Source organism: Pseudomonas sp. TE21394 (assembly GCF_054057835.1).
This window is the reverse complement of the sequence record NZ_JBSRZR010000001.1, coordinates 1,260,043-1,281,908: the sequence shown is the minus strand read 5'-3', so window position 1 is coordinate 1,281,908 and position 21,866 is coordinate 1,260,043. Positions and strand designations below refer to the sequence as shown.

17 protein-coding genes and 1 pseudogene are annotated in these 21,866 nt (G+C 64.7%); 7 read left to right on the top strand and 11 right to left on the bottom strand.

What is annotated here, in order from left to right; all coding sequences use genetic code 11:
- The first annotated feature begins 2 nt into the window (after positions 1–2).
- The 3 genes from ACVWZT_RS05960 (at position 3) to speA (ending at position 3,185) form a co-directional block, all read left to right on the top strand.
- The gene (locus tag ACVWZT_RS05960) at positions 3–539 is read left to right on the top strand and encodes an NUDIX hydrolase (RefSeq protein WP_457468579.1); all 537 of its coding nucleotides are present in this window, start codon (positions 3–5) and stop codon (positions 537–539) included.
- A gap of 209 nt (positions 540–748) precedes the next feature.
- On the top strand, positions 749–1,120 hold the full coding sequence (locus tag ACVWZT_RS05955) for a translation initiation factor Sui1 (RefSeq protein WP_457468577.1): 372 nt from the start codon (positions 749–751) through the stop codon (positions 1,118–1,120).
- Between the two features lie 151 nt (positions 1,121–1,271).
- A complete protein-coding gene (speA, locus tag ACVWZT_RS05950) occupies positions 1,272–3,185 on the top strand; it encodes an arginine decarboxylase (protein WP_296235529.1) in 1,914 nt (637 codons plus the stop codon).
- Between the two features lie 58 nt (positions 3,186–3,243).
- On the opposite strand, the pseudogene bla reads toward speA, so the two are convergent.
- Positions 3,244–4,110 (bottom strand): annotated as a pseudogene (gene bla, locus ACVWZT_RS05945) (class A beta-lactamase); the annotation flags it as partial.
- 102 nt (positions 4,111–4,212) lie between these two features.
- Positions 4,213–5,580 (bottom strand): MATE family efflux transporter, encoded by a 1,368-nt coding sequence (locus ACVWZT_RS05940; protein WP_457468574.1) that lies wholly within the window; start codon positions 5,578–5,580, stop codon positions 4,213–4,215.
- A 182-nt stretch (positions 5,581–5,762) separates the two neighbouring features.
- On the opposite strand from ACVWZT_RS05940, the gene ACVWZT_RS05935 reads away from it, so the two are divergent.
- Entirely contained in the window at positions 5,763–10,664 is a 4,902-nt protein-coding gene (locus ACVWZT_RS05935) for an alpha-2-macroglobulin family protein (RefSeq protein WP_457468572.1), read from the top strand.
- A gap of 164 nt (positions 10,665–10,828) precedes the next feature.
- On the opposite strand, the gene ACVWZT_RS05930 is transcribed toward ACVWZT_RS05935, so the two are convergent.
- Positions 10,829–11,122: a hypothetical protein gene (locus ACVWZT_RS05930; protein ID WP_186678853.1), complete on the bottom strand. Its 294-nt coding sequence runs from the start codon at positions 11,120–11,122 to the stop codon at positions 10,829–10,831.
- 77 nt (positions 11,123–11,199) lie between these two features.
- On the opposite strand from ACVWZT_RS05930, the gene pbpC reads away from it, so the two are divergent.
- Complete coding sequence (pbpC, locus tag ACVWZT_RS05925; protein ID WP_457468570.1) at positions 11,200–13,554, top strand: peptidoglycan glycosyltransferase PbpC; 2,355 nt, start codon at positions 11,200–11,202, stop codon at positions 13,552–13,554.
- Between the two features lie 8 nt (positions 13,555–13,562).
- Here the strand turns inward: pbpC and ACVWZT_RS05920 are convergent, their stop codons facing one another.
- From ACVWZT_RS05920 to ACVWZT_RS05885, 8 genes are all read right to left on the bottom strand, one after another.
- The gene (locus ACVWZT_RS05920) at positions 13,563–14,336 is read right to left on the bottom strand and encodes a response regulator transcription factor (RefSeq protein WP_296235535.1); all 774 of its coding nucleotides are present in this window, start codon (positions 14,334–14,336) and stop codon (positions 13,563–13,565) included.
- 118 nt (positions 14,337–14,454) lie between these two features.
- Entirely contained in the window at positions 14,455–14,925 is a 471-nt protein-coding gene (locus ACVWZT_RS05915) for an A24 family peptidase (RefSeq protein WP_296235536.1), read from the bottom strand.
- 104 nt (positions 14,926–15,029) lie between these two features.
- Positions 15,030–15,599 carry a DUF4136 domain-containing protein gene (locus ACVWZT_RS05910; RefSeq protein WP_457468567.1) on the bottom strand — a complete coding sequence of 190 codons (570 nt, stop codon included), beginning with the start codon at positions 15,597–15,599 and terminating at the stop codon, positions 15,030–15,032.
- Between the two features lie 19 nt (positions 15,600–15,618).
- Entirely contained in the window at positions 15,619–16,254 is a 636-nt protein-coding gene (locus tag ACVWZT_RS05905) for a DUF4136 domain-containing protein (RefSeq protein WP_457468565.1), read from the bottom strand.
- A gap of 20 nt (positions 16,255–16,274) precedes the next feature.
- Positions 16,275–17,024, bottom strand: coding sequence for a methyltransferase domain-containing protein (locus ACVWZT_RS05900; protein WP_296235539.1), 750 nt, complete (start codon positions 17,022–17,024; stop codon positions 16,275–16,277).
- The gene (locus ACVWZT_RS05895) at positions 17,021–17,326 is read right to left on the bottom strand and encodes a MazG-like family protein (protein ID WP_296235540.1); all 306 of its coding nucleotides are present in this window, start codon (positions 17,324–17,326) and stop codon (positions 17,021–17,023) included. The genes ACVWZT_RS05900 and ACVWZT_RS05895 overlap by 4 nt, the downstream gene beginning before the upstream one ends.
- A gap of 80 nt (positions 17,327–17,406) precedes the next feature.
- Positions 17,407–18,258, bottom strand: coding sequence for a MaoC family dehydratase (locus tag ACVWZT_RS05890; protein ID WP_296235541.1), 852 nt, complete (start codon positions 18,256–18,258; stop codon positions 17,407–17,409).
- Positions 18,259–18,260: 2 nt separating this feature from the next.
- Complete coding sequence (locus ACVWZT_RS05885) at positions 18,261–19,613, bottom strand: 3-oxoacyl-ACP reductase (RefSeq protein ID WP_457468562.1); 1,353 nt, start codon at positions 19,611–19,613, stop codon at positions 18,261–18,263.
- Positions 19,614–19,730: 117 nt separating this feature from the next.
- Here ACVWZT_RS05885 and ACVWZT_RS05880 point away from each other — a divergent pair, with 117 nt between their 5' ends.
- Both ACVWZT_RS05880 and ACVWZT_RS05875 read left to right on the top strand, forming a co-directional pair.
- Positions 19,731–21,008: an acetyl-CoA C-acetyltransferase gene (locus ACVWZT_RS05880; protein WP_457468560.1), complete on the top strand. Its 1,278-nt coding sequence runs from the start codon at positions 19,731–19,733 to the stop codon at positions 21,006–21,008.
- Between the two features lie 43 nt (positions 21,009–21,051).
- A complete protein-coding gene (locus tag ACVWZT_RS05875; RefSeq protein ID WP_296235544.1) occupies positions 21,052–21,831 on the top strand; it encodes an AraC family transcriptional regulator in 780 nt (259 codons plus the stop codon).
- Positions 21,832–21,866 lie beyond the last annotated feature (35 nt).

Below are 21,866 nucleotides of genomic sequence, written 5' to 3'. Positions count from 1 at the left end.
TGATGGCTATCAGCCTTGGCGAGGCCGCCCATCGGGCGGCTTCCGACCGCGAGCTGGTCACCTGGGTAGATGAAGCCGACCAGGTGCTGGGGGCCTTGCCACGTGCCGAGCTCCGCGAGCGCGGCCTGATCGGGCGGTGTACCTTCATTCTGCTGTTCAATAGCGCCGGCCAGCTGTGTGTGCACCGGCGTACCCTGAGCAAGGCACTGTACCCGGGCTATTGGGATGTGGCGGCAGGCGGCATGGTCACGGCCGGGGAGGCCTATGCCGATTCGGCGGCGCGCGAGCTGGCTGAAGAGCTGGGCATCGATGGTGTCGAGTTGCGCTTCCACGAGCGCTTCTACTTCGATCAGCCGGATAACCGCTTGTGGTGTGCGGTGTATTCGGCAGTGTCGGATGCGCCGTTGCGGCTGCAGCCGGAGGAAGTGATCGAGGCACGCTTCATTGGCCTGGAGCAGGTCGAGCAGGAGCGCCAGGCAAAGCCGTATTGCCCGGACTCGCTGGCCGCGTTGCAGCGCTACAAGGCCAGCCAGGGATAGCTGTGTTGGCAGTACCGGCCCGCGGATAGTCGCAAAACTTTCGCAAAATGGCGCAATCCGGTACTTAGCAACGGCCGCATTTATCGTTAAACTGCGCGCCCTTTTCGGGCTGCCGCAGGTCTTGCGGCAGTAGCGCCGCCCCTGCCAGAGTGGGGCTTCGCGGTCGGCTCCCGCCGACCAGTTTTTGTCCTCAGCACAGAGGAACAAAAGTGGCCAAGAAAGCTTCTTCCTTCGCCGCCCTTGGCGGTCTTGTTTACTCCACCGACGCCGGTCGGCACTGCCCCGACTGCAGCCAGCCGGTGGATGCCTGTATCTGCAAGCAGCAGGCTGTCCCCGAAGGGGATGGCATCGCCCGCGTGCGCCGCGAAAGCAAAGGGCGCGGCGGCAAGACCGTGACCACTGTCAGCGGCGTGCCGCTGCCGCTCGAACAGCTCAAGGAGCTGGCCTCCACCCTCAAGCGCCGTTGCGGTACCGGTGGCGCCCTGAAGGATGGGGTCATCGAAATCCAGGGCGACCATGTCGAGCTGTTGATCGGCGAACTGATCAAGCAGGGTTTCAAGGCGAAAAAGTCCGGTGGCTGATGCGGCCACGCACTTTTTTGCCCAGCGCTTTCTAAACTCGTTGCCGTGACCAGGGTCTACCTTGGGCACGGATGAATCGTCATTTTTGGCTTTTACACTGCGCCCGCCTCGTTGCGGGGCAGTGTCTTCGACTTATCTATAGGGGACTTGAATGTCCGTACGACGCACACGCAAAGACGATGGTAGCCAATGGACTGTGGCCGACAGCCGCAGTGTTTATGGCATCCGCCATTGGGGCGCTGGTTATTTCGCCATCAATGAAGCCGGGCGCGTCGAAGTGCGCCCCAATGGCCCGCAAAGCGCACCGATCGACTTGTTCGAACAGGTTGACGAACTGCGCCAGAGTGGCCTGTCGCTGCCATTGCTGGTGCGCTTCCCCGACATTCTGCAGGACCGCGTGCGCCAACTGACCGGTGCCTTCGATGCCAACATCGCGCGCCTGGAATACCAGAGCAAGTACACCGCGCTGTATCCGATCAAGGTCAACCAGCAGGAGGCGGTGGTGGAAAACATCATCGCCACGCAAAACGTTTCCATCGGCCTGGAAGCCGGCTCCAAGCCCGAGCTGCTGGCGGTGCTGGCACTGGCGCCGAAGGGCGGCACCATCGTCTGCAACGGTTACAAGGACCGCGAGTTCATCCGCCTGGCGCTGATGGGCCAGAAGCTTGGCCACAACGTGTTCATCGTCATCGAGAAAGAGTCGGAAGTAGCCCTGGTGATCGACGAGGCCGCCGAGCTCAAGGTCAAGCCACAGGTCGGCTTGCGTGTACGCCTGTCGTCGCTGGCCTCGAGCAAGTGGGCCGACACCGGTGGCGAGAAGTCCAAGTTCGGTTTGTCCGCTGCCCAGCTGATCTCGGTGGTGCAGCGCTTCCGCGATGCTGGCCTGGACCAGGGCATTCGCCTGCTGCACTTCCACATGGGTTCGCAGATCGCCAACCTGGCCGACTACCAGCACGGTTTCAAGGAAGCCATCCGTTACTACGGTGAGCTACGTGCACTGGGCCTGCCGGTGGACCATATCGACGTCGGCGGTGGCCTGGGTGTGGACTACGACGGTACCCACTCGCGCAATGCCAGTTCGATCAACTACGACATGGACGACTATGCCGGCGTGGTGGTGGGCATGCTCAAGGAATTCTGCGATGCGCAAGGCCTGCCGCACCCGCACATCTTCTCCGAGAGTGGCCGCTCGCTGACCGCGCACCACGCCATGCTGGTGATCCAGGTAACGGATGTCGAGAAGCACAACGACGACGTGCCGACCATCGAAAACAAGGAGTCCCTGCCCGAAACCGTGCAGTGGCTGGCCGACCTGCTTGGCCCGACCGACATCGAGATGGTGACCGAAACCTACTGGCGCGCGACCCACTACATGGGTGATGTGGCCGCGCAGTATGCCGATGGCAAGATCAGCCTGGCCGAGAAGGCCTTGGCCGAACAGTGCTACTTCGCCGTGTGCCGCCGCCTGCACAACTCGCTGAAAGCCCGCCAGCGCTCGCACCGCCAGGTGCTGGACGAACTCAACGACAAGCTGGCCGACAAGTACATCTGCAACTTCTCGGTGTTCCAGAGCCTGCCGGACACCTGGGCCATCGGCCAGGTACTGCCAATCATCCCGCTGCATCGCCTGGACGAAGAGCCGATGCGCCGGGCCGTGCTGCAGGACCTGACCTGCGACTCCGACGGCAAGATCAACCAGTACGTCGACGAGCAGAGCATCGAGACCAGCATGCCGGTGCATGCGGTGAAGGAGGGTGAGGACTACCTGCTGGGCGTGTTCCTGGTCGGCGCCTACCAGGAAATTCTCGGCGACATGCACAACCTGTTTGGTGACACCGACTCGGTGAACATCTACCAGAACGCCGACGGCAGCGTGTACCACGCCGGTATCGAGACCCACGACACCATCGAGGACATGCTGCGCTACGTGCACCTGTCGCCCGAGGAGTTGATGACTCACTACCGCGACAAGGTCGCCAGTGCCAGGATCACCGCGCGTGAGCGGACCCAGTACCTGGATGCCCTGCGCCTTGGCCTGACGCGGTCGTCGTACCTGTCGTCGTGATCGACATGCAAGGGGCCGTGGCTGGCCCCTTGCCTGATTTATCGTCAACCGGCTCGCGCATCACTGCAGATGTGATAGCCCGGCCGATGGCGGCAATGGCGGCGTCGCGCTGCTGCAGGGAAGCTGGCGTCTCGGTCAGGTAGACGGCAGCGACAATGGGCGCTCGTCCCGGCGGCCAGATGACCGCAATTGCACCCCGCGTACCAAAGCCCCCGTTACCGGTTCTGTCCGCAATACGCCAGTCGCTCGGAATGCCGGCTCGAAGAAGTGCGCCACTGACCGTGTTGTTTTCCATCCATTCGGTCAGTTGCGCTCTTGCTGTGCAGTCCAGAGCATTGCCCAGCAACAGTGCCTCCAATGTCTGTTGCATGGCCCGCGGAGTGGTCGTATCGCGTAAATCGCCAGGTCGACCTTCGTTCAGCTCAGGTTCGGTGCGGTCGGTGCGTGTGGTCTGGTCGCCGATACTTCGCAGAAAAGCAGTCACGGCCTGCGGCCCGCCCAAGACTTTCAGTACGCCATTCAGTGCCGTGTTGTCGCTGGTCGCAAGGGTTGCGGCACAAAGCTGCGAGGCTGATACATTCTTTCCGACCCAGTTCCTGGTCACCGGTCCGTAGGGCAGGATGTCTTCCTGCTGCAAGAGTACCGTCTGGGTCATTGCAGCCTGCCCTTGCTTGAGCAGGGCGCCACACGCCAAGGTCTTGGCGGTGCTGGCCATCGGAAAGCGTTCGTAGTCCCGATAGCGCCATTCACGGTCATTACCGGTGTCATGGATGGCATAGCCAACTCGTGCCTGAAGTTCGCGCTCGATAAGCTGGGCGGTTTCGAGGACGGGGTCCTGGTGCTGGGCGGCAAGCCGGGGTGATACCGAGAGCGCTGCACTCAGCACGCCGAAAACAAGCGATAGTCTGAATTGGCAAAAGGTCATGGATTTTTCCGAAGGGGTGAGGAATGGCGACAGTGACTCCGTCGGAACAATCGGTCTGTAGGGCTTTGCGCCATGGGTTGTAAGCCGGATCTGATAGACCGGCTATCGCATTTTCGCGCCGGTCGCCTGGGCTTTCGCAATCCATTGGTTCTGTCGGTGCAGCCTCCATCCCACCCAGCCCAAGGTAATTGCGCGCAACGCCATGAACCCGAGAAACGCCAACCACAAGCCATGGTTGCCCAGACCGCCCATGAGCATTCCCGAGGGCAGCGCAATCCCCACCGATACCAGCATTGCATTACGCATCTCGCGCGCTCGGGTCGCGCCTATGAACAATCCGTCCAGCAAATAACTCCACACGGCAATCAATGGCAGCAATGCCAGGTACGGCAAATAGGGATAGGCCGCAGCCCGCACACTCTCGATGTCGGTCTGCAAATCAATGAACAGGTGCCCACCCAGCAGGAACAACCCGGCAAACCCCAGGCTGGTGATAAGCGACCAGCCACAGGCCACCACCAGCGAGCGGCGCAGGGTATCGCGCTCACCGGCGCCTATGGCGTGTCCGCACAAGGCCTCCACCGCATGCGCCAGTCCATCGAGCGCATAGGCAGTCAGCAGCAGGCCATTGAGTAACAGCGCGTTGGCCGCTACGGTCGCTTCACCCAGGCGCGCGCCTTGTACGGTGAGCAGCAGGAACACGAGCTGCAGCGCCAGGCTGCGCAGGAAGATGTCGCGGTTTACCGCCAGTAGCGGGCGCCAGGCCTCCCAGCGCTTGAGCGCCGGCCAGACGATATGCCCCGGGTAGGCCCGCAGGGCTGGACGGGTGAGAGCCAGGCCGAGCAGGGCGGCACTCCATTCGGCGATCACCGAAGCTCGCGCCGAGCCCAGTACGCCCCAGTCCAGACCAAGCACGAACCACAGGTTCAGAGCGATATTCAGCAGGTTGGTGGTCAGCAGGATGGCCAGCGGCGCCCTGGCGTTCTGGGTGCCGAGGAACCAACCAACCAGCGCATAGCTGGCCAATGCCGCCGGCAGGCCGAGCAGGCGGGTGTGGAAGAAGTCCTCGGTGGCTTGCTGCAGGGCTGCGCTGGGCTGCATCGCGTGCAAGGCCAACTGGCTGAAGGGCAGCGCCAGCATGCCGATCAGCAGGGCGAAGGCCACCGCCAGCAACAGCGCTTGCACCAGCACCTGACGTAATGCAACACCATCGCCACGCCCGGCGGCCTGGGCGGCGAAACCGGTGGACCCCATGCGCAGGAAGCCCATCAGGCCGACCATGAAGGTGAACAGCGTGGCGCCTACGGCCACGGCGCCAAGCTGGTGGGCGTGGGGCAGGTGGCCGATGACGGTGCTGTCGACCAGGGCTACCAGCGGGACGGAGACATTGGACAGGATCATCGGCGCAGCCAGCGCCCAGACGTTGTGGTGAGTGGGGCGGTGCTGCCAGTCGGTGGCCAGTTGCGACATTGGAGTCCCTGTTCAGTCTGGGGCGCGAAGAGGCCCCGCTTCAACTAATGGCCATAGTGTAACGATCGGGCCAGTCATTCGCGCGACCCGAGTCACACCTCACGCGCTGCACCGGGTATTACGCAAGCATTTGCGCTATAGTTGCTGCCCTCACGTACACCCTGCCCAAGAGTTTCTACTCCATGCTCAACAAAGGATTGTTGCTGGCCTGTGCGCTGGCCTTGCTCAGTGCTTGTGACTCTTCGACACCGGACAAGCCTGTACCGGCCGAAAAACCTGCAGCCAGCGCACCCGCTGCTGCCCCGGTAGCCCAGCGCGAAGACCCGGCCAAGCTCGCCAAACGCTACGAGGGCCGCGAGCTCACGGTACTGGATGTATCCGAAGTGCAGCTCGATGGCGCTGCAACATTGTCGGTCAGTTTTTCCGTGCCGCTGGACGCCAAGCAGGACTTGGCCACCAAGGTGCAGCTGGTCGATACCGTCAAAGGCAAGCTCGAAGGGGCCTGGGAGCTCTCCGACAACCAGATGGAGCTGCGCCTGCGCCACCTTGAGCCGCAGCGCAAGCTGGTGCTGACCGTCGACAAGGGCCTGCTGGCGGTCAACGGCAAGCAGCTGGAAGAGGAGTCGATCACCCGCCTGGAAACCCGCGACATGCAGCCGACCATCGGCTTCGCCAGCCGCGGTTCGCTGCTGCCCACGCGTCTGGCCGAGGGCCTGCCGGTGATTGCCCTGAACGTGGACAAGGTCGATGTCGAGTTCTTCCGGGTCAAGCCGGAAATGCTCTCGACCTTCCTGGCCAACTGGGGGCGTAACAGCAGCCTGTACTACTACCAGTCCAAGGAGACCCTGGACATGGCCGCACTGGTCTACAGCGGCCGCTTCGATCTCAACCCCACGCGCAACACCCGCGAGACCGTGCTGCTGCCGATCGCCGGCATCAAGCCGCTGCAGGAGCCAGGCGTGTACCTGGCGGTGATGCGGGCCTCGGGCACCTACGATTACTCGCAGCCGGCGACGTTGTTCACGCTCAGCGACATCGGCGTGTCCGCGCACCGTTACCGCGACCGCCTCGATGTGTTCGCCCAGGCCCTGGAAGGCGGCAAGGCGATGAGCGGGGTCAACCTGGAAATCCATGACGACAAGGGCAAGCTGCTGGCACAGGCCAGCACCGATGGCGATGGTCACGCCCAACTGCCAATCACGCCCAAGGCCGACACCCTGATCGCCACCCAGGGCGTGCACACCACCCTGTTGCGCCTGAATACCGCGGCGCTGGACCTGGCCGAGTTCGATATCACCGGGCCCCAGGCCAACCCGCTGCAGTTCTTCATCTTCGGCCCACGTGACCTGTACCGCCCAGGCGAAACCGTGCTGCTCAATGGCCTGCTGCGCGACCAGGACGGCAAGCCGGTCAAAGCCCAGCCGGTAAGCGTGGAAGTGCGCCGACCTGATGAGCAGGTCAGCCGCAAGTTCGTCTGGGAGGCCGACAGCAATGGCCTTTACCAGTATCAGCTACAACTGGCCACCGAGGCCCCGACCGGCCGCTGGCAGCTGTTGCTGGACCTCGGCGGCGGGCGCAAGCAGGTGCATGAATTCCTTGTCGAAGACTTCCTGCCTGAGCGCCTGGCGCTGGAGCTCAAGGGCAGCAGTACACCGCTGTCGCCTGACGAGAATGCGCGCATCCGGGTCAATGGTCGTTATCTCTACGGTGCCCCGGCAGCCGGCAATCGCCTGAGCGGCCAGGCCTATGTCCGCCCGCTGCGCGAGGCGGTACCTGCGTTACCCGGCTACCAGTTCGGCTCGGTCACTGAAACCGAGCTGAACCAGGACCTGGAGCTGGACGAGGTCACCCTCGACCAGGCCGGCAAGGCCGTGGTCGAAATCGAAAGCCGTTGGGCTGAAGCCCGCTCGCCGCTGCAACTGACCGTGCAGGCCAGCCTGCAGGAGTCGGGTGGCCGGCCGATTACCCGGCGCCTGGAACAACCCATCTGGCCGGCCGAGCGCCTGCCAGGGCTGCGTGGCCTGTTCGACGGTGAGGAAACCGACAGTGACGCGCCGGTGGAATTCGAGTTCCTGGTGGCCGACCGCGACGGCAACAAGCTGGCCGCCAAGGACCTCAAGGTGCGGTTGATCCGCGAGCGCCGTGACTATTACTGGAACTACTCGCAAAACGATGGCTGGAGCTACGCCTACAACGAGAAGTTCCTCACCCAGAGCGAAGAGACCGTCAGCGTCAAGGCCGGCTCCACCGCCAAGCTGAGCTTCCCGGTTGAATGGGGGCCGTACCGCGTCGAAGTGGAAGACCCGCAGACCGGCCTGGTGTCGAGCGAGCGCTTCTGGGCTGGCTACCGTGCCCAGGACAACGCCGAAGGCGGCGCGGTGCGCCCGGACCAGGTCAAGCTGGCGCTGGACAAACCATCCTATGCCGACGGCGCGACCGCGAAGGTCACCGTTACCCCGCCGGCCGCCGGCAGTGGCTACCTGATGATCGAGTCGAGCGACGGCCCGCTGTGGTGGCAGGAAATCGACGTGCCCGCCGAAGGCAAGACCTTTGACGTGGAGCTGGACGAGAAGTGGGCGCGCCATGACCTGTACATCAGCGCACTGGTGATCCGCCCCGGTGAGCGCAAGGCCAATGCCACGCCGAAACGTGCGGTGGGCGTGCTGCACCTGCCGCTGGACCGTGCCGAGCGCAAGCTGGCGGTCAGCCTGCAGGCCCCGGAAAAGATGCGCCCGAAACAGCCGCTGACGGTCAAGGTCAAGGCCGCCAACGCCGATGGCAGTATTCCCAAACAGGTGCGTGTGCTGTTGTCGGCGGTGGATGTGGGCATCCTCAACATCACCGACTTCAAGACCCCCGACCCGTTCGCCAGCCTGTTCGGGCGCAAGGCCTATGGTGCCGACCAGCTGGATATCTACGGCCAGTTGATCGAAGCCGGCCAAGGCCGCCTGGCCAGCCTGGCGTTCGGCGGTGACGCGGCGATGGCCAAGGGCGGCAAACGCCCCAATACCACCGTGACCATCGTTGCCCAGCAGAGCCTGCCGGTGACCCTCGACGACAAGGGCGAGGGCCAGGCCACGGTCGATATTCCCGATTTCAACGGCGAGCTGCGGCTGATGGCCCAGGCCTGGACCGAGGAACATTTCGGCATGGCTGAAGGCAAGACGGTGGTCGCCGCGCCACTGATTGCCGAGCTTTCGGCGCCGCGCTTCCTCGCTGGTGGTGACCGCACCAGCCTGGCGCTGGACCTGTCCAACCTGTCTGGCCGTGCCCAGCAGCTGAACGTTGAAATCACTACCGAAGGCCAGCTGAGCCTGGCGGCCAGTGCCCAGCAGAACGTCACCCTGGCCGAGGGCCAGCGCTCGACGCTGATGATCCCGGTACAGGCCCAGGGTGGCTTGGGCCAGGGCAAGGTGCATGTACGGGTCACGGGCCTGCAACTGCCGAACGAGCCGACCGGCGCGTTCGAGCGTGAGTGGACGCTGGGCGTGCGCCCGGCCTACCCGGCGATGCTCAAGCATTACCGTGTGGCCTTGAAGGACCAGCCGTGGAGCCTGCCTGAAGCGGACCTGGCCGCCTTCGAGCCTGCCGGCCTGGAAGCCACCCTGGCTTTGTCGAGCCGGCCGCCGCTGAACCTGGGCGAGCAGATCCGTGCCCTCGAAGCCTACCCGTACGGATGCCTGGAGCAGACCACCAGTGGCCTGTACCCGTCGCTGTACGCGGACGCCGACAGCCTCAAGCGCCTGGGCATCAAGGGCGAACCGGCGGATGTGCGCAAGCGCAAGATCGAAATGGGTATCGAGCACCTGTTGGGCATGCAGCGCTACAACGGTAGCTTCGGCCTGTGGAGCTCGGACAGCGAAGAAGAGTACTGGCTGACCGCCTATGTTACCGACTTCCTGCTGCGTGCCCGTGATCAGGGTTACGGCGTACCGGCTGAAGCACTGAAGAAGGCCAGCGAGCGCCTCCTGCGTTATGTACAGGAGCGCAACCTGATCGAAGTCGACTACAGCGACAACGCCGAGCACACCCGCTTTGCCGTTCAGGCCTACGCCGCATTGGTGTTGGCGCGTAGCCAGCAGGCGCCGTTGGGCGCCCTGCGTGGCCTGTTCGAACGCCGCGCCGATGCTCGCTCTGGCCTGCCGCTGGTGCAGCTGGCGGTGGCACTGGACAAGATGGGCGACAAGCCACGCGCCAACCAAGCCTTGCAGGCTGGCCTGGCCATCAGCCGCAGCAAGGGCTGGATGGCCGATTACGGCAGCTCGCTGCGTGACCAGGCGCTGATCCTGGCATTGCTGCAGGAGAACGACATGGCCAGCAGCAAGGTCGACCAGCGGCTGTTCGCCTTGTCCGACGAGCTGGCAGCCAACCGCTGGTTGTCAACCCAGGAACGCAATGCGCTGTTCCTGGCTGGCCGTGGCCTGCTGGGCAAGCCGGAAGGCCAGTGGCAGGCACGTCTGGACAGCGCTGGTGAGGTGCGTGAGTTCAACAATGCCGAGTCCGGCATGAAGCTGGAAGGCCCGCTGCTGGCCTCGCCGCTGACTGTACAGAACCAGGGCAGCGAGACGCTGTACCAGCAACTGACCCTGTCGGGTTACCCGCGCCAGGCACAGCCAGCGGGTGGCAACGGCATGCAGATCCGTCGTGAGTACCTGGGCATGAATGGCCAGCCGCTGGACCTGCACGGCCTGCGCAGTGGTGATCTGGTGCTGGTGCACCTGGCGCTCAAGGCTGACAGCCCGGTGCCGGATGCGCTGGTAGTGGATTTGCTGCCGGCTGGCCTGGAACTGGAAAACCAGAACCTGGCGCAGAGCGCCGCCAGCCTGGATAACGCCAGCAGCGCGGTGAAGGAGTGGCGCGATTCGATGCAGAACGCCAGCCTGGTGCATCAGGAGTACCGTGATGACCGCTACGTCGCCGCGCTCAAGCTCGATGGCTACGGCACCACCCACCTGCTGTACCTGGCGCGCGCGGTAACTCCGGGTACCTACCGCGTACCCCCGCCGCAGGTCGAGTCGATGTACCGGCCTAACCTGCAGGCCGTGGGCGATGGGCAAGGGGAAATGACCGTCAGAGCCCGCTAGGGCGATGCGGTCTGGTGTAGGAGCGGCCTTGTGCCGCGAAAGGGCCGCAACGCGGCCCCATTGCCTGCGTACGCGAAACGGCAGATAGACCGCGTCGCCAGGTTGTGCGGCCGTTGCGCGCCCGATCGCGACGCAAGGCCGCTCCTACACGATCGGTGCATCAATCAGTGAATCACCCAGCTCATCACCCATAAACCCAAGACCAGCCAGATGATCCCGAGGATGATCGAGGCACGCATGAACGCCCGGATTGCCGAGTACAGCAGCATCAGCCCGATGATCAGGGCGAGAATGCTGAGCAACGAGGTATCCATGCCCAAGGTGCGGGCCAGGCCATCGATGAAATTGCCACCGGCGTTGGCCAGCAGATTGAACAAGCCGCTGAATATGTCGACGATGAAGCGTATCAACGAGCCCAGTGCCTGGCCCAGCCACTCGAAAAAACCTTCTACATGCATAGTTGCTTCCTGATGAACGAATCGGCGAGGTTACCGTCCCCAAGCCTTTGGCCATCACCTGGCCAGGTCGGTTCCCGATGCCAAGCTTAACGCGGCCACGTGGCCGTGCGCGCAGGTTGTTGCGCGTTGCCGTGCCAGGCATGCTGATGGTGCTCGGTCTGTTGTGGCTGGCCGACCGCCTGTGGCCGCTGCCCATGCCTGGCGATGACCTGGCGCGGGTGGTGCTGGCCGAGGATGGCACGCCGTTGTGGCGCTTTGCCGACGCCGATGGCGTGTGGCGTTATCCGGTCAGCCCCGAAGAGGTTTCGCCGTTGTACCTGCAGGCGCTGCTGACCTACGAGGACCGCTGGTTCTACCGCCACCCTGGGGTCAACCCGCTGGCCCTGGCCCGCGCCGCCTGGCTCAACCTGCGCGGCGGGCGGGTGGTGTCGGGCGGCAGCACGCTGTCGATGCAGGTGGCGCGCCTGCTCGACCCGCATGACCGCACCCTGGCTGGCAAGCTGCGCCAGTTGTGGCGTACCGCGCAGCTGGAGTGGCATCTGTCGAAACGCGAGATCCTGCAGATCTACCTCGATCGCGCGCCCTTCGGTGGCACCCTGCAGGGCGTTGCCGCTGCGAGCTGGGCCTACCTGGGCAAGTCGCCCATGCACCTGACCCCGGCAGAAGCGGCGTTGCTGGCCGTGCTGCCGCAGGCACCCAGCCGCCTGCGCCCGGACCGCCACCCCGAACGTGCCCAGCGTGCCCGTGACAAGGTGTTACAACGCCTGGCCGAATACCAGGTATGGCCGGAACGGCAAATCAGCGAGGCAACCGAGGAGCCGTTGGTGCTGGCGCCACGCCAGGAGCCGGCCCTGGCGCCGCTGCTGGCGCGGCGCCTGAACAGCGCCGACAGCCCGCCGCTGATCCGCACCACGCTCGACGCCGCGTTGCAGCGGCGCCTTGAAGACCTGCTGCTGGGCTGGCGCGCCCGGCTGCCGGAGCGGACCTCCGCCGCCATCCTGGTGGTCGAGGCGCAGACCATGGCGGTGCGCGCCTACCTGGGGTCGATAGACCTCGCCGACGAGCGCCGGTTCGGGCATGTCGACATGGTGCGCTCGCTGCGTTCGCCAGGCTCCACGCTCAAGCCATTTCTCTACGGCATGGCGCTGGATGACGGCCTGATCCATTCCGAGTCGCTGCTGCAGGATGTGCCGCGGCGCTATGGCGACTACCGCCCCGGCAACTTCTCCATGGGCTTCAGCGGGCCGGTCTCGGCCAGTTCGGCATTGGCGCTTTCGCTCAATCTGCCGGCCGTGCAGTTGCTCGAAGCCTACGGCCCGAAACGCTTCGCCGCGCAGTTGCGCATGGCGGGCATGCCGCTGACCTTGCCGCCCTTGGCCGAGCCCAACCTGTCGTTGATCCTCGGCGGTGCGGGCAGCCGCCTGGAAGACCTGGTGGGTGGCTATGCCGCGTTGGCACGGGGTGGCAACAGTGCGCGGGTGCGCCTGCAACCGCAGGACCCGTTGCTGGAACGGCGCCTGCTGTCACCCGGGGCGGCCTGGATCATCCGGCGCATCCTCAGCGGGCAGGCGCGTCCCGACCGCGACCCGCATGCCGAGCTGGTGCAACGTCCGCAACTGGCCTGGAAGACCGGCACCAGTTACGGCTTCCGCGATGCCTGGTCGATCGGCGTGGGCCCACGCTACCTGATCGGTGTGTGGATTGGCCGACCCGACGGCACGCCAGTGCCCGGGCAGTTCGGCCTGGCCTCGGCGGCGCCGCTGATGCTGCAGGTGCACGACTTGCTGAGCAACCGCGACAGCCAGCGTGGCATCAGTGTGCCGGTCGAGCGGGTACCGGCGAATGTCGGCGTGGCGGCGATCTGTTGGCCGCTGGGTCAGCCATTGAACAGACATGACCCCAATTGCCGACGTCAGCGCTTCGCCTGGACGCTGGACGGCACTACACCGCCCACCCTGCAGGCGGCCGACCAGCCGCTCGGCCTGGGCCTGCGTGAAAACGTCTGGGTCAATGACCAAGGGCTACGCGTGGACGGTAGTTGCCCGGGCGCCCAGGCCCGCGACATCGCTTTGTGGCCGGCCCCGCTGGAACCTTGGCTGCCTCGTGTCGAGCGGCGTGCGGCGCGCCTGCCTGCCATCGACCCGGCCTGCCCGCCGCAGGTGCCGGCCAGTGCGCCGCCGCTGTCGATCGTGGGGGTGCGTCCAGGCGACAACCTGCGTCGTCCGGCGACCAGCAGCGAGCCGTTGCAGCTGCATGTGTCGGCGCTGGGCGGCGGCGGCCGGCGCTGGTGGTTCCTCAACGGCCAGCCATTGGGCGAGACCCTGGGCCAGGACAGCTTGCTGGTCCGCTTCCAGCAGGTCGGTCAGGCCGAAATCAGCGCGCTGGATGAAAGCGGCGAGACGGCGCGGGTGGCGTTCCAGGTCAGCGAGTAGTGCTGGACTCAATGAGCGGTGAAGCGCTGGTGGATCGGTGATGAACTGGGCGTCAGCGCCAGCGCCAACTGCGTGCGGTTGTGCATGTGGGTCAGGCGCAGCACCTGCGACACATACAGTTTCACGGTATTTTCGGTAATGCCCAGTTCGCAGGCGATCTGGTAATTGGTCTTGCCCGTGCTCACCAGCCGCGCCACTTCCAGCTGGCGCGGTGACAGCTTCTCGAATGCCGCTGGCAGCTCGCTTTCGTTTTCTTCGACATCGTTGGCGCGCCGGTGCACGCCCTGGCCTCGGGCCTTCTCCAGGTCCCGGTACAACTCGTCCACCGATTCGGCCAGCTCCTGCAGGCGTTGGTTCAACCCGCCCAGGTCGCGGAAGCTGCGTTGGCGCTCCAGCACGATCTCTTCCTGCCGGCGCACCCCTTCCAGCAATTCTTCGAAATCCATGGGCTTCTGGTAGTAGTCGGCAAAGCCTTCACGCAGCGCACGGATGACGTCCTGCTTTTCTGCGCGGCCGGTGAGCATGATGGCTTCGAAAATACGTTGCCCGCCCAGTGCCTTCAAGGCACGGACGAGGTCGACACCGTCTCGCCCAGGCATGTGCAGGTCACAGATGACCAGGCCGATGGCCTCGTCGGCCTGATAGTGTTCTATGGCATCATCAGCGCAATGGGCTGGCAGGCAGTGATAACCCTGGGTTTCGAGAAACTCACACAGTTGCTCGACGATCACGGGTTGGTCATCGACCACCAATATTTTCACTTCGCTGAATGCTCTGGACACAATCGACTCCCTGTTGTTATACGGTCCTGCTCCCGGGCCAGACGCTGCGGCAAGGTAAAAATAGACGTGGGGAGCGATTTTGTACAACTTCTGTACAGGTATCGGACCAAGAGATTGCTCATTGGATCCATACAGCAGTCAGAAGAAAACCGCTGAGCACATAGGGGACGAACGCCTGCTTGTCGCCCATTTCCTCGGTCAGGGCCTGCAGGCGCTTTTTCACCTTGGGGTTGAGCAGGGTCCACAGGCGCCGACGGGTGAGCAACCACACCAGCACGCTGACGCCGGCACCGATGAAGGTGCCGAGCACATAGTGCGGGCTGGTGGCCAAGGCCAGGGCACCCATCAGCTTGACGTCATCGGCGCCGAAACGGCCGAGCATGTAGCCGGGCAGGGTCAGCAACATGACGATGGCCAGGGCCCAGCCGGCATCGCTGGGCTCGGCGCCGATCCAGCTGCGGCCAGTGGCGAACAGCCACACCAGGGCGCTGGTTGCCGCGCCCAGGGTCAGCAGGTTGGAGATCTGGCGTTGACGCACATCCTGTTCGGAGCACAAGGCAAGCCACAGCAGGAGAACAATGCTTTGCATTGGCAGGTCGCCTTTCCCAATGTTGAACACAGCTACCCGGTCAGTCAGGTTTCCTTAAGTGAAGATAGACCTGCAGTGGCCGGCTTGCCCGTTCCGGCCATGCATCACTTCCTGCTGGCGGGTGGATAGTTGCCCAGCACCTTGGCCACGGTGCTCCGGATGGCGCTGTTGCGTTCCTCCGGGCTTGGCGGGTAGTTGTTCATGATCTGCTCGGCACTGCCGCGCCAAACCAGCTTGCCGTCACGCCCGTCGAACAGGTCGATCTGGATGGTGGCGACCTTGTAGTCGACGCTGCGGGTTTCGTTGTACATGGGCCCGCCCCAGTAGCCACCCCAGTAGCCGCCCCAGCCACCGCCGTAGTTGGTGGTGATCTGTTGCTGGCGCTGTTCGACGATCAGGTAGGCGCGCACGGCCAGGTCGGGACGCGCGCCACCTTGAACCGGGCGCAGGCCGCGCTGGTCCAGCTGGTCGGCGACCGCCTGGCGAATACGCTGCTCGGTCAGGTCGCTCTTGATTCGTGGGTCGTCGGGGCGATACTGCAGGCCCGGTTCCTGCCATGCCCAGCTGCGGTAGGCGGCAAAATCGCGGCTGGCGTCGAAATCCTGCTGGACGTTATTGCTGGAACAGGCCGCCAGCAGCAACGCGAATGACAGTAGAACGAGACGGCGCAACATGATGGTTCTCCGTTAGGCATTAACTGGGAGGATAGCCGCTGAGCGCCTTGTACACTGAGTTGCGCAAGGCGCTTTCGCGTTCACGCGGCGAGTCCTTGTCGCTGCCGCTTTCGGCGCTGGCACTCCATACCGGCTGGCCGTTGCGGGCGTCGTACAGGTCGATGCGTACCACCATCACCTGCACTTCGTAGGTCCGTACGATGGGCACGCTGGCATAGGCACCATAACCATTGCGGTAACCGCCGTAGCCGACACCGCCGTAGGGGTACGGGCCGTAATAGGGGTCGTAGGCATCGTAGTCCCGCACCTGGCGCAAGCGTTTTTCCAGGCGTATGTCAGCACTCACCAGCAAGTCGCCAGGGCCGCCCCGGGCGGGGCGCAGGCCATGCTGGTCCAGCGCGCCGCTGACGGCATCGGCCAGTTGCGCCGGGTCGGTATCCGCCGAGCCGTTGGGCAACTGGCCGTTGCGCCAGCTCCAACTGCGGTAGTGCCCATAATCACGCGCAGGCGCCGGGTAGGCACTGGCATCGAAGGTAGTGGCCGCCTGGGCCGGGGCAGGGGGTAACGGGCGGCTGCTGGCCACGTACGGGTTGCTGCCCTGGCAGCCAGCCAAGGCAAGCGGCAGCAGTGCCAGGCACAACAGACGGTACGGCATGTGGTCCTCCGACGGGTTAGTCAGCGGGGGCGGCAAACCCAGTGCAGGTAACGGCCAAGCCCGGCGAAACCGGGATGGCGACGATAGGCCAGTTCCATTTCCAGCAGGTCGAGCAACTCGGCCTTGCCCTGGAATTCCCTGGGCATGTAGTCGTGGAACACTCGCACGCCGCTTTCGCTTTCCACCTGCCACTCAGGATCAAGTTGCGCCCTGAGCTGGCGCGGATCAAGTGGTTTTTGTGGCGTAAGGCTCTGTTTTTCACCTTCCAGCCGGTTGCTGCGCAACTTGCGGAAGTGGCCTTTGAGCAGGTTCCGATAGACCAGCGCGTCTCGGTTGTAGAAAGCCAGCGACAGCCACCCGGAAGGAGCCGTGAGCTGGTGCAACACGGGCAGGATGCTTTCCGGCTCGGCCAGCCATTCGAGCACGGCATGGCACAATACCAGGTCGTAGGGTTCGGTGAGCTGGCCGAGCAGGTCTTGCCAAGGGGCCTGGATGAAGGTGGCCGCCTGGCCTGCTTCGGCAAAGCGTGCCCGGGCGCCATCGAGCATCGGCGCTGCGGGTTCGGCCAGGGTCAGCTGGTGGCCGCGCTGTGCCAGCCACAAGGCCATGTGGCCCAGCCCGGCGCCAATGTCGAGGATACGCAGGGGGCGGTCGGGCAAGGCCTCGGCCAGATCGGCCTGGAGCACGGCCAGGCGGATGGCGCCTTTGGCGCCGCCATAGATCTTCTCGGCAAAACGGGTGGCCAGTTCATCGAAGTGACGGTCGTTCATCGGGCGAAGCGCCTCTCGCTGTCGGCCAGCTTGGCCCGCACCACCTGGTCCATGTCCAGGCCAAGCTCGCTGCACAGCAGCAACAGGTAGAGCACCACGTCACCGATTTCCTGGCCGGCATGGGCCAGCTTGTCGGCGGGTAGCTGGCGCGACTGGTCTTCGCTCAGCCACTGGAAGATTTCCACCAGCTCGGCCATTTCGACACTGGCGGCCATGGCCAGGTTCTTCGGGCTGTGGAAGCCGCGCCAGTCGTTGTTGTCGCGGATGTGGTGCAGCCGTTGGGTGAGTTCTTGCAGGTTCATCGGGGTCTCCTAGTGCTGCATAGCTTCAGCGCAGGCCCGAGGCAAAGCAAGCGTTTCCACCAAGGCAGACGAGGCCGCTCCTACAAGGGTTCCCAGCGCCCGACCATATGCAGCACGTTGCCATGTCCGTCCAGCCGCAGCGTGCCCTGCGGCCCCGCCTCACTGGCACCGAGCACCACCTCGGACGGCAACCGCACCGGCTTGCGGAACCCCACCTCGAAGGCATAGCCACTGTGCGGCAGATGACCACGCAAGGCTGCCATGGCCATGGCCTTGCTCCACATGCCATGGGCAATGGCCGTGGGAAAGCCGAACAGTCGCGCGCTGGCGGCACTGAGGTGGATCGGGTTGTAATCCCCGCAGACCTTGGCATAACGCCGGCCGATATCGCTGTCAGCGTACCAGCGGGTCGCCTCCGGCAACCCAGCCGGTTCGTCCTCGACCGGCACATCCGCCTCGCTTTCGAGCTTGAGCCCACGCACCAGCATGCGGCTGCTCTCGCGCCAGAGCAGGCCGATGCCGTCTTCGGCTTCGGTGACCAGGTCGAAGGTGGCGCCCTTGGCGTGGGGTTGCAGGTTGTCCGTATACACCGCAAAGCGCAGCGCTTCGACAGCGCCGAGCGGGCGCAGCACTTCGATGCGATTATGCAGGTGCACCAGGCCCAACAGCGGGAAGGGGAAATCGTCGGCGGTCATCAATTGCAACTGCAAGGTGAACGCCATCACGTGAGGGTAAGCCGCCGGCAGCCGGCCATCGTCGGCGAAATGGCACAGCCGCCGATAGGCCGCCAGGTTGTCCGGCTGGACGTGGATGAGGCTGCGCAGGCCATCGCCCGGCAGGCGGTCACCGCTGATCTTGCGCTTGCTGGCGGCGCGCAGGTACAGGCTGGCGCGCGAAGCCGGGCTGTGCAGGTCGTGCCAGTGTCGGCTCATGTTCAGGCTCCCATCAAAGCCTGGCCGCAAACGCGCAGCACCTGGCCGTTGATCGCCCCGGAGCCGGGCTGGCTGAGCCAGGCGATGGCCTCGGCGACGTCCTGCGGGCGACCGCCCTGGCCCAGCGAACTCAAGCGTCGCCCGGCCTCGCGCAGGCCCATGGGCATGACGGCGGTCATGTGGGTTTCGATGAACCCGGGGGCCACGGCATTGATGCTGCCGCCACGCTCGGCAAGGCGCGGCGCCCAGGCCTGGGCCAGGCCGATCAACCCGGCCTTGCTGGCGGCATAGTTGGCCTGCCCGCGGTTGCCGGCGATGCCGCTGACCGAAGCCAGCAGGGTGATGCGCGCGTTCTCACCCAGGGCGCCGTGCTCATGCAGCGCCTGGGTCAGTACCTGCGGTGCCTTGAGGTTCACTGCCAGCACCGCATCCCAGTACTCCGGGGTCATGTTGGCCAGGGTCTTGTCGCGAGTGATGCCGGCATTGTGCACCACGATGTCGATGCCGTCCGGCAGGGCTGCGAGCAAGCGGCTCGCCGCGTCACCCGCGCAGATATCCAGCGCCAGCGCCTTGCCCCCCAGGCGCGCGGCCAGGGCGTCGAGGTCCTGGCTGCCCTGCGGTACATCCAGCAACAGCACGTCGGCGCCGTCCCGTGCCAGGGTTTCGGCAATCGCAGCGCCGATGCCGCGTGCGGCGCCGGTCACCAGCGCACGGCGGCCCGCCAGCGGCCGGGTCCAGTCCTCGACCTGGCTGGCGCAGGCTTCCAGGCGCAGCACCTGGCCGGAAATGAAGGCGCTTTTCGGCGAGAGGAAAAAACGCAGTGCGCCTTCCAGCTGGTGGTCTGCGCCGGGGGCGACATACAGCAGCTGGGCGGTCGCGCCATTGCGCAGTTCTTTGGCCAGCGAGCGGCTGAAGCCTTCCAGGGCCCGTTGTGCAATGCTGGCCAGCGGGTCATCGAGACTTTCCGGCGCGCGCCCCAGCAACACCACGTGGGCGCAAGGCGCCAGGCTGCGCAGCAGTGGCTGGAAAAACTCGCGCAACTGCTTCAATGCATCGCTGTCGGACAAATGCGTGGCGTCGAACACCACCGCCTTGATTTTCGGCCCCAGGCCGGCCACCCAGGGCTCGGCCTGGAGGGCGTCGGTGTTGAAGCTGTAAAGCGTGTCGGTCAGGCGCGGCGCAAGCGTTTCGACCTGGCTCGCCAGGGGCCCGCCACCCAACACCAGGGCACCCTCGACCGGGCGCAGGCGGCCGGCCTGCCAACGCTCCAGCGGAGCCGGGTGCGGCAGGCCAAGGGCATCCACAAGACGGCGGCCAAGGTTGGAATTGGCAAAGCCGAGGTAGCGATCGCTCATGAGTGGTCTCCCGGAAGGCAAGCTTGAAAGTGTGGACCAAGTTTGTGCCAAGGTCGTTCGAATGCGGTAAAAACACCTAGGCTGTACGGATCAAATTGTTTCAGGAGGAATCAGCGCATGCGTTCACCTCGCCGGGTCGCGATCCTGGGCGGCAACCGAATTCCCTTCGCCCGCTCAAATGGTGCCTACGCCACGGCCAGCAACCAGGCAATGCTGACAGCCACGCTCGAGGGGTTGATCGAGCGCTACCGCCTGCATGGGCTGCGCATGGGCGAAGTGGTCGCTGGTACTGTACTCAAGCACTCGCGCGACATGAACCTGACCCGTGAATGCGTGCTGGGTTCGCGCCTGTCACCGCAAACGCCGGCCTATGACATTCAGCAAGCCTGTGGCACCGGGCTGGAGGCGGCGCTGCTGGTGGCCAACAAGATTGCCCTGGGGCAGATCGACTGCGGCATTGCCGGTGGCGTGGACACTACCTCCGATGCCCCGATTGCGGTCAACGAAGGCTTGCGCCACATCCTGCTGCAGGCCAACCGTGGCAAAAGCCTGGGTGAACGGCTCAAGCCGCTGCTCAAGCTGCGCCCCCACCATCTGAAACCCGAGTTGCCGCGCAATGGCGAGCCGCGTACCGGCTTGTCGATGGGCGAGCACTGCGAACGCATGGCCCAGTCCTGGCACATCGGCCGTGCCGAGCAGGACCAGCTGGCGTTGCTCAGCCACCAGCGGCTGGCCGCTGCATACGCCGAAGGCTGGCAGGATGACCTGCTGACCCCGTTCCTGGCGTTGACCCGCGACAACAACCTGCGCCCCGACCTGAGCCTTGAACAACTGGCCAGGCTCAAGCCGGCCTTCGACCGCAGCGGCCAGGGCACGCTGACGGCCGGTAACTCCACACCGCTCACCGACGGTGCTTCGCTGGTGCTGTTGGGCACTGAGGAGTGGGCGGCGCAGCAAGGGCTGTCGGTGCTGGCGTATCTGGTCGATGGCGAAACGGCTGCGGTGGATTTCGTCACTGGCCGCGAGGGGCTGCTGATGGCGCCGGTGTATGCGGTACCGCGCCTGCTGGCGCGTAACGGGTTGAGCTTGCAGGATTTTGACTATTACGAAATCCACGAAGCCTTTGCAGCCCAGGTGCTGTGTACGCTGAAGGCCTGGGAGGATGCCGATTATTGCCGTCAGCGGTTGGGGCTGGATGCACCGCTCGGGGCAATCGAGCGCAGCAAGCTCAACGTCAAGGGCAGTTCGTTGGCGGCCGGGCATCCGTTCGCGGCGACCGGTGGGCGGATTCTGGCCAACCTGGCGAAGCTGCTGGCGCAGGCGGGTCAAGGACGAGGGCTGATTTCGATCTGTGCCGCGGGCGGGCAGGGGGTGACGGTCATCGTCGAGCGGTGAACGAGCTGTTAGGCTTGTCTGTTCGGAACTACAAGAAACCGCCATGCCGACTATCGGACAACCCCGTGCCATCCCGGCGCTGGCTCGCCTGCCCAGGCCTTTGTATGCCCGCGCCGAAAGCCTTGGCGCTGGCTCCTGGACCACTCGTCACCAGCACGACTGGGTGCAATTTTCCTACGCCATCAGCGGTGTTCTAGGCGTCTATACCCAAGAAGGCAGCTACTTCGCCCCGCCTCAGTGGGGGGTGTGGATACCTGCCGATGCCGAACATGAAGTGGTCACCTCGATGCAGGCCGAAATGCGCAGCCTGTATGTGCGCCGTGACGCCTGCGCGTGGGCACCGGAGCGATGCCGGGTGCTGGAGGTGACACCGTTGGCGCGCGAACTGATCAAGCAGTTCTGTCTGTTCCCGGCAGATTACCCGGAAGGCGACAGCGCCGAAGCGCGGTTGGTGGCGGTGCTGCTCGACCAGTTGCGCACGCTACCCGAGGTGGGCTTCTCACTGCCGTTACCGCGCCATCCGGGGTTGCTGGCATTGTGCAACGGCTTGATCGCTGCCCCGGAGCAGCCGCAGACATTGCAGCAATGGGCGCGCCGCCTGGGCTGTTCGGAAAAGACCCTGATGCGGCTGTTCCAACGGGAAACGGGCTTGAGTTTTCGTAACTGGCGCCAGCGCATGCGGCTGTTGTCATCGCTGGCGTTGCTGGAGGCGGGGGAGAATGTGACCGAGGCGGCGTTGGGCTGTGGCTATGATTCCACTTCAGCCTACATTGCGGCGTTCAAGCAGTTGTTCGGTGCGACACCGGGTGAGTTGAAACTCTGATTGTCGGTCGCCGGTACTGACTGCTCGCGGGTGAT

Excerpts from the sequence above, each read along its gene's own strand:
- ACVWZT_RS05960 (WP_457468579.1), top strand. The coding sequence starts at position 3 with ATGGCTATCAGCCTTGGCGAGGCCGCCCATCGGGCGGCTTCCGACCGC.
- speA (WP_296235529.1), top strand. The coding sequence starts at position 1,272 with ATGTCCGTACGACGCACACGCAAAGACGATGGTAGCCAATGGACTGTG.
- ACVWZT_RS05940 (WP_457468574.1), bottom strand. The coding sequence starts at position 5,580 with ATGTCGCAACTGGCCACCGACTGGCAGCACCGCCCCACTCACCACAAC.
- ACVWZT_RS05935 (WP_457468572.1), top strand. The coding sequence starts at position 5,763 with ATGCTCAACAAAGGATTGTTGCTGGCCTGTGCGCTGGCCTTGCTCAGT.
- ACVWZT_RS05930 (WP_186678853.1), bottom strand. The coding sequence starts at position 11,122 with ATGCATGTAGAAGGTTTTTTCGAGTGGCTGGGCCAGGCACTGGGCTCG.
- pbpC (WP_457468570.1), top strand. The coding sequence starts at position 11,200 with ATGCCAAGCTTAACGCGGCCACGTGGCCGTGCGCGCAGGTTGTTGCGC.
- ACVWZT_RS05915 (WP_296235536.1), bottom strand. The coding sequence starts at position 14,925 with ATGCAAAGCATTGTTCTCCTGCTGTGGCTTGCCTTGTGCTCCGAACAG.
- ACVWZT_RS05910 (WP_457468567.1), bottom strand. The coding sequence starts at position 15,599 with ATGTTGCGCCGTCTCGTTCTACTGTCATTCGCGTTGCTGCTGGCGGCC.
- ACVWZT_RS05905 (WP_457468565.1), bottom strand. The coding sequence starts at position 16,254 with ATGCCGTACCGTCTGTTGTGCCTGGCACTGCTGCCGCTTGCCTTGGCT.
- ACVWZT_RS05900 (WP_296235539.1), bottom strand. The coding sequence starts at position 17,024 with ATGAACGACCGTCACTTCGATGAACTGGCCACCCGTTTTGCCGAGAAG.
- ACVWZT_RS05895 (WP_296235540.1), bottom strand. The coding sequence starts at position 17,326 with ATGAACCTGCAAGAACTCACCCAACGGCTGCACCACATCCGCGACAAC.
- ACVWZT_RS05890 (WP_296235541.1), bottom strand. The coding sequence starts at position 18,258 with ATGAGCCGACACTGGCACGACCTGCACAGCCCGGCTTCGCGCGCCAGC.
- ACVWZT_RS05885 (WP_457468562.1), bottom strand. The coding sequence starts at position 19,613 with ATGAGCGATCGCTACCTCGGCTTTGCCAATTCCAACCTTGGCCGCCGT.
- ACVWZT_RS05880 (WP_457468560.1), top strand. The coding sequence starts at position 19,731 with ATGCGTTCACCTCGCCGGGTCGCGATCCTGGGCGGCAACCGAATTCCC.
- ACVWZT_RS05875 (WP_296235544.1), top strand. The coding sequence starts at position 21,052 with ATGCCGACTATCGGACAACCCCGTGCCATCCCGGCGCTGGCTCGCCTG.